The sequence below is a fragment of the Actinoplanes sp. ATCC 53533 genome, assembly GCF_003947245.1.
Window position 1 is genome coordinate 1 of record NZ_QHHV01000230.1, and the last position, 7,394, is coordinate 7,394.

Genomic DNA, 7,394 nt, shown 5'->3' on the forward strand with positions numbered 1-7,394 from the left:
AGGTTGGGGTGGTTTCGGCGGTGAGGCGTTTGGCGAGGTTGTCGATCATCGCGAGGGTGATCATGCTGGCGGAGTTCTCTGGGCGGGCTTCGTAGTCGCGTACGAGTCGGCGGTGCTGCATGAGCCAGCCGATGGTGCGCTCGACGACCCAGCGTCGTTTGACCACGCTGAAGCCCTTGAGCAGGGGGTCCTTGGTGACGATCTCGACGTCGATGCCGAGGGCTGCACCGTGCTCGACGGCCTTGACCTTGAAACCGGCATCGACCCATGTCTTGGTGATGGTCGGGTATTTAGCACTGGTTTGGTCGAGTAGGTCCATGCCGATCACGTTGTCGCTGACGCTGGCTGCGGTGACGATCACATACAGCAGCAGGCCGAGGGTGTCGGTGATGATCCCTCGCTTGCGGCCGACGATCTTCTTGCCGGCATCGGTGCCCTGGGTGGCGGCGGGGACATTCGTGGACGTCTTCACGCTTTGGGTGTCCATGATGGAGGCGGTCGGTTCGACCGCGCGGCCGTGGTGGTCGCGGACCAGCCCGGTGAGCTGGTAGTTCAGCTCGGCGAAGATTCCTTCTTCGCTCCAGGCGGCGAAGTAGCTGTAGACCGTGGGGTGAGGCGGGAAGTCGTGGGGCAGGTAGCGCCAGGGGATCCCGGTGCGGTTGAGGTACAAGATCGCGTTGAAGATCTCCCGTAGTTCGTGGGTGGGCGTGCGGCCCTTGATCCCGATTGTGGTGCGGGCGTCGGTGCGGGCTTGGCGCCAGGCGGTCAGCCGTGGCTCGATCAGTGCCCAGCGGGCGTCGGACAGGTCGGACGGGTAGGCGCGGCGTGCGGTCATGTGTCCGGCGTACGCTCGAGAAACGCCGGCGCGCGGACCGCCGGTGCGTCTAAATCGAGACGAAAGTTAATCAGACACGATCGAGGGATCATAAGCCGCATAAATGTGGCTTCGATTCGGGCTATCCGGTCAAATCCACCTCGTGGAGTTGCCGACCTCGATACATGAAACCAATCTTTTCGCTACCCACTTCAACGAAACGTCCAGTGAGAGGGTGGTTCGGGACGCTCGGGTAGGTTTCATGTTTCCAAGGCGGCGCAGGCCTTGCTGCTCAGGTGCCCTGTCGGCGGCGAGCGCTGAACCGGCGGAGGGATCATCCGCCTTCAACTGAGCGACCTACCGACCCAGCCGTGACGGCCCCGGGCCGTCTTTACTCCGACTCCTGGCGGGATATTTGAGGTCAAGAAACGCGAATAGGTCGTTAATGAAACGGTCCTAATCGTTTGTAACCACCCTCTGACAGCACCAGTTTGCCGCGCCGATGGCAGGCCGGATTCGCTCTGGTCACCCGGTCCATGCGGGAGGGCTTGGGGATACGGCTATTGGCATTGCGGCTGCACTGGGCATCAACGTCGTGTACGTCGTCATCTCCGTCGTGCTCGGCGCGGCGTTAGGAACCTTTCCACATTCGAGTGGTCCCTGTACCGTTCGAAAAACTCGGCTTCGGCTGGTTCAGGATCCGAAGCCGTTTGGACGAGCTCACCTTCGCCCTGCTGTGGGCGGTCTCGAACTTTGACGATGCGCTGTTGGCCGACCATGCCGCCATCGCGGCCGGGTTGCGCGACACGGAGCCCTTCGCGCAGCTGGACAAGTCCGACGCGAGCAGAGACATGACGGCCGCGCCAGCCCGGTGCAACCGTTCAGTTCTTGACCGAGATGACCATCGTCGAGGTGACGGAGCCGCTGCTGCGCCGAGAAAGGGAGCCTGCTCTTTACGACGTTCCCCTCCTGCGCTTCGACGGCAATAGCGCGTGAATGAGCAGTGCGCATCGCCCACCCGAACGGGTGAGAGCTTCCCGCGGCAAACGCCGCTGCCGCTGGCTATTCGGTGTTGCAGTCGCCTTCCGTGAGGAGATAGAGCAGGGCTACCAAGGTGGTTCCCGCCACGACGTGTTGTTTGTCGATGAGGCCGCGGATCTCGTTTAGTGGCACCCACTCGATCTTGTCGCTTTCGAAGGCGTCCTTCGGTGGGCCGATGTAGGTGGCGCCGTCGGCCCGGTAGATGTGGTGCTCCGACGACATAATGCCGGGCGACGGTTGGGCGTAAACGAGTGGCCGCAGTGGCTTTTCGGGCCTCCACCCGGTCTCTTCTTCCGCCTCACGTGCGGCGCCGTCGGCGGGGTCCTCGCCTGGGCGGATACTGCCCTGGGGGATCTCCCATGCGTGAGTGTCGGTGATGAAGCGGTGCCGCCAGATGAGCAGGACGCGACCTTGATCGACCACGACCGCTCCGGCGCCCGGGGCGGCGGTCCGGATCACCCTGTGGTCGAGGTGTCGGCCGTCGGGCAGTTCAACGTCGGCGCTGGTCAGGTGGACCCATTTGTCGCGGTAGAGATCCTGTTCGGATCTGACTATCCAGCCCATCTAGATTCCTCTCACGCGGGCATCTTCATCGGCGCGCTCGAGAAACGCGGCGACAGCGGGTTCCGCGGCGTGGGGCCGCAGTGCCCGGACGACAGTGTTGATGCGGTCGCGGATACGCCCGGATTCCATGCCGACAGCATGATCAAGCATCTGGCCGGCGATGTGAGCACCGCGGTCGTGTTCACCGCCCTCGGTCAGGACGAGCGCCAGACCTGCGTACCGGTGGACTTGTCCACGTAGATGGGTAGCGGCGGCGGTCCGCACGGATTCCTCGGCGTAGCTGCGTGCGGCACGCAGGTCACCGAGCCGGCGTAGCGCCTCGGCGACCTGGGTCTCGACCAGGCCGGGCAGCACGTAGGACACCTCGGCCGGCCCGTGCCCTGCGGCGATGCGGGCCGCACTGCCTTCGGAGCGGCGCAGGCTGGCGCGGCTGGCCGGCCCGTCGCCCATGCGCGCGTATGCCTTACCTGCCAGGGCGTACAGATCGGTGGTCAAGGCTGGAGTCAACCGTGGTCCGCCGGCGCGGAGCGCGCTTTCGGCGTACTGCACCACGAGACGGTTCTCGTTGAGGAACAACGCCTGATTCGCCAGGAGCGCGACGATGTAGCCGCCGAACTCGCGGTCACCGGACGCCTTCGCCAACCTGAGCGCGGTGAACAGGTGAGCTTGCGCGAGCGGCTGCTGGTCTGCGTCGTAGGCGCATACACCGGCGAGGGCGGCGAGCCCTCCGGCGGCTCGATAGATGCTCCGGCCGAGGTCATTGTCGTAGGCCGATCGCAGCAGCGGTGCGGTGTACTCGGTGAGCGTGGCCACGATGCGCGGTCGGACCGGTACGCCGCCGACGCGGCGATACATCTCCTGGTAGTGGGCGCGCGCACGTCGTAGGTGGGTGACGTCGGCGGGATCGGCACGGCGGTCGCCGACCCGCGACACATCAGCGTCGTCGGGAGGGTTCTCCCATTCCCAGACCGGAGCGGTCGCTGGAGCACCGACGATCGTCGTCGTCGGGACGCGGTCGCGGGCGTCGCCGTGCCATACCGCGGCGGCGCGGTCGACGGCGCGGGCCAGGGTGGGCTGCCGCTGCGCGGAGTGTCCCTGTGCCATGCCGATGTCGGCCACGCTGATCTCGTTCCCGAGGCGCGCACTCAAGATCGCGCAGATGAGTTCCGGAACGGGATGGCGCGGGACGGCGTGGTCGCGGATCCACCGTGCGACGGAGGCGTGGTCGTAGCGAAACCCGCGCCCAGGATCGATGGCATTGAGCCGTTTGGCCAGACCGGCGTGGGAGATGCCGGCGCGTTCGATCAGCGCCGCCAACAGCAGGTTGGTCTCGGCCACCCGGTCAGCCTAGGGCCGGCTGGTCCAGAAACGAACAGTCGCGGCGGGTTCACACCCCGTGTGAATGCGGCAACACCACTTCCAAACCTCACACTCTGCTGTTGCGCGGGGACAGCGGGTGTCATTGAGGTAGGTCATGGCACGGCATGCCAGGCCGATGGCCAGTCGTTGAGGCTGGCGCTGTCCCTGCGGATCTCCTGGTCGCCGTCGCTGCCAAGGAAGGCGAGATGGCGAGCAGACATCAGGCCGCAGCAACACCCCGGGTGACCCGATTGCCGGTCACCCGTCCGCGCTACGACAGGAGAGAGCCATGACCGCCCCCACCACGGCCCCCGGTCTCATCGACGGCCAGGCGCTGCTGCCCGCACCGCTGGCCGACCGACTCGTCGCCCGAATCACCGCGGAACACCCCGAGTTGCCGGCCGGCATGCCCGCCCGGATCCTGGACCAGGCCCTCGCGTTCCTGGGCACCTGCGCGACGGCGACCGAGCCGATCGGGCCGAGCGACCTCGTCGACATCGGCTGGCACACGTTCATTCTCTATACCCACGAGTACGCCGCCTTCTGCGACAAGATCGCCGGCCGGTTCATCCACCACGTCCCCGACGACAGCCCCACCGGCGACGAATGGCCCACCGCGCCGCAGGCGGACCCGGTGACGCTGTCCGCCACCGTCGCTGCCGTGCGCCGGGCCGGCTACCGCATCGATGCGGAACTGTGGTCGATGACCGCAGCCGCCGACTGCACCCAGTGTCACGCCGGATGTACCGACAGCCCGACGAGGTAGCCGATGGTTCGTGGCTGGGGACGTACGCTGTCGTCCCCAGCCACGAATGTAGGAGTGCTACGTTGCCCCGTCTGCACTGGCATGAGCTACCGCCGACTGTTCGGGCAGCGGTCGAGGACCGCACCGGCCCGGTTCTGCAGGCGTCATCGGTCCAGACAGGGTCGATCTCCGACCTCGCGACCGTCCTAGACACCAGCAGTGGGCGACTCTTCTGCAAGGCCGCAGTAGCAGACAACCCATTGGGCTGGATGCACCGCACCGAGGCGCGAATCAACCCGCACCTGCCCCGGCAGGTGCCGCGCCTGCACTGGCAGGTCGAACAGGACGACTGGTTTCTACTCGGGTTCGAACACATCGACGGCCGGCACCCCGATCTGACCCCCGACTCACCAGATCTGAGCGCAGTCGCTACTACCCTCGCGGCCATCGGATCGGCGTTGACGCCTTGCCCTGCGGTCCGGGTGCAACCAGCCACCGCCCGATGGGCTGACCGCATCGCACCGGAATTCATCGACGGCGACACACTGGTACACACCGACGTCACGCCGTTCAACTTCCTGGTACACGACTCGGGCGTCACCGTCGTGGACTGGTCCATGCCCTGCCGAGGCGCCGCCTGGATCGACACCGCACTCATGATCATCCGACTGATCCGCGCTGGCCACACCCCCGAGCAGGCAGAGGCCTGGGCCTGCCAGGTACCGGCATGGCCGGCCGCGCAGCCCGAGGCTATCGACACGTTCGCCAACGCCGTCGCCGTCCTGAAACGCGAACGGCAGTATCAACGACCGTCCATCGCGCACCTCGGCCCACTCGCCGACGCCGCGGCCTGCTGGGCACGCCATCGACTACTGTCCCGCTGAGCCAAGTGCTGCGGCAATTCGGGCGTAGGTCTTGGTGACCCCTGCGCTTCGGCAAAGCGCAGGGGATGATCCATAGAGGGCAGCTGTCGCAACATTGTCGGAGAATTGTTGGACTTGCCGCACAATGCTGGGCCGGTCGTGACTGTCGGCTAAAGTGCACGGCACACGCTGCGGTCGCTCGCCGTCGCCGTCGCGGAAGTTGTAGCGGACCACTAGCCACGGGAGCAGCCGATGGCATCTGCCCCGCTGTCTGGCAGGGATGGTCGGTGGTGGCTGCTTGGTCGGCGGCTTCCGGGTTTGCGCAAGGTCAGCGGCTCGAGGCAGGACGTGCTTGCCGCCGAGTCGGGGATCCTCCATTGCCGGAGCACGTTCGCCAACGTCGAACGCGGCCGGAAGCACGTCTGCTGTGCCTGCTGCGATCGGGTCCAGAAGACGGGTGACGTGCTGCTCACGGACGACCGGCTCGGCCGTGCGATTGAGGATGAGCGGCGGGTGGCGACCACGAACGACATAGCCTCGCCGTTGGTCTTGGTCAACGGCCCACGTCATGGTCTTCGAAATCCCCCCGCGAGAGGTATACCGGCGACGGGGAAGGATTTTAACAGGGGCAGCTCATCACTCGCCCGAGGCCCAACTCATGGACGAGCGCGCCATTCGCCTCCACGCCGACAAGGTGAGCGACGCGAATGTGGTGGCGTGAGCGTCCGAACCACGTCCTTGAGTGGAGTCAGGCATGTCACCTGATTCCGTCTTCGATGCGGCCGAGGCGTGGACTGCGCTGGGGCAGCGACTTTCGGCTCACCGCAAGGCGGCGGGCTTCACGCAGGAGGCGTTCGCAGCACACCTTGCTGCCCGCCAGCAGACCTTTTACGGCCGAAGTAGCGTCGCGAACGTCGAGCGTGGCAAGCAGCGCATCAGTCGTGATTTCTGGATCGCCTCCGACAACGCCCTGCAGACCGGCGGCGCGCTGGCCACCGAATACGACCGAATCATGCGGGCTGTCAGCGCCCGAAGAATCGAGGCTGTCAGAGCCGCACCGGCATGGCGTCCCGATGTGTCCCGCGCCTTGAGTTCAAGCGGCTGGGCCGAGACAGCGTTGCGGCCGGACGCGTTGGCCCCGCCGCACCGTTTGATGCCGACCGCGGCACAAGGGGACCAGTATCTGTGGACGCCTCCTGGCCGAAGACTGGCCGGTTCGGCGATTCCCGCTCAGCTGCACCGGGCAGTGCTGGATGGGCATGTGGTGACTCAGGTGCCGGTCGCGTACGCCGACGATCCTTTCCTCAATCGTCCTGGCCGTGGTCTTGTCGTCGGGCAACTCGACCACCCGTCTCCGGCAGCTTTCGTCGTTGACAACCGCTACGCGAGAAGCCGGCTGCGCGGCGGCGGACCAGACGCCCGGTTGTTGATCCCTCGCGCCTACCGCTTGGACGAGCTCACCTTCGCCCTGCTGTGGGCGGTCTCGAACTTCGACGATGCGTTGTTGGCCGACGACGCCGTCATCGCGGCCGGACTGCGCGACACGGAGGCCTTCGCGCAGCTGGACAAATCTGCTGCGAGCAGGGACATGGCGGCCGACGCCGGCCCGGTCAGCCAGATGTGGCTGGGCTCGCAGTTCTGCGCGAACCATATCCGCCGGCACGCCTCGGCGCTGACCGACCATCCGGTGTACTGGACCCGTGAGCAGCGCGGTGAGGAAGCTGCGACGTGGCTGCTGTTCGACCACAAGCACCAATACCTGCGAGAGACGTCCATCCGCGCTGACGACCGGTCGCCCCTCGTGCGGGCGTTCTGCGTCCCTCGGCACGCGGTCGATGATTCACCGACCGGTGAGCGCATGCTGCTATTGCTCGCGCTCGCCTTGATGGAGTCGCACGGTATCCGGACGGTGGTGACGGACATAGCTGAGCTGGCCGGTACGCCCGGCTTCGTCTTTGATCGGCGCAGAACAGCGATCACGGCGACGTGGATCGGCGCTGACGGGATC

The 7,394-nt window shown here is 66.1% G+C and carries 6 protein-coding genes and 1 pseudogene; 4 read left to right on the top strand and 3 right to left on the bottom strand.

Annotated elements, in window-relative coordinates; genetic code table 11:
• Window positions 1–835 (bottom strand): IS5 family transposase (locus DMB66_RS50275; RefSeq protein ID WP_125811201.1); only part of this gene is annotated, 835 nt, incomplete at its 3' end.
• Between the two features lie 852 nt (window positions 836–1,687).
• Here DMB66_RS50275 and DMB66_RS50280 point away from each other — a divergent pair.
• Window positions 1,688–1,810, top strand: a pseudogene (locus tag DMB66_RS50280) (DUF296 domain-containing protein); the annotation flags it as partial.
• A gap of 66 nt (window positions 1,811–1,876) precedes the next feature.
• On the opposite strand, the gene DMB66_RS50285 reads toward DMB66_RS50280, so the two are convergent.
• Both DMB66_RS50285 and DMB66_RS50290 read right to left on the bottom strand, forming a co-directional pair.
• Window positions 1,877–2,419, bottom strand: coding sequence for an NUDIX hydrolase (locus DMB66_RS50285; protein WP_125811202.1), 543 nt, complete (start codon window positions 2,417–2,419; stop codon window positions 1,877–1,879).
• On the bottom strand, window positions 2,420–3,757 hold the full coding sequence (locus tag DMB66_RS50290; RefSeq protein WP_125811203.1) for a transcriptional regulator: 1,338 nt from the start codon (window positions 3,755–3,757) through the stop codon (window positions 2,420–2,422).
• Between the two features lie 310 nt (window positions 3,758–4,067).
• Here DMB66_RS50290 and DMB66_RS50295 point away from each other — a divergent pair, with 310 nt between their 5' ends.
• The 3 genes from DMB66_RS50295 to DMB66_RS50305 all read left to right on the top strand — a co-directional run.
• Entirely contained in the window at window positions 4,068–4,544 is a 477-nt protein-coding gene (locus DMB66_RS50295; RefSeq protein WP_233625410.1) for a hypothetical protein, read from the top strand.
• Window positions 4,545–4,606: 62 nt separating this feature from the next.
• On the top strand, window positions 4,607–5,407 hold the full coding sequence (locus DMB66_RS50300; protein ID WP_125811204.1) for a phosphotransferase: 801 nt from the start codon (window positions 4,607–4,609) through the stop codon (window positions 5,405–5,407).
• Between the two features lie 733 nt (window positions 5,408–6,140).
• The coding region (locus DMB66_RS50305) for a helix-turn-helix transcriptional regulator (protein WP_148112854.1) at window positions 6,141–7,394 on the top strand (1,254 nt) is incomplete at its 3' end.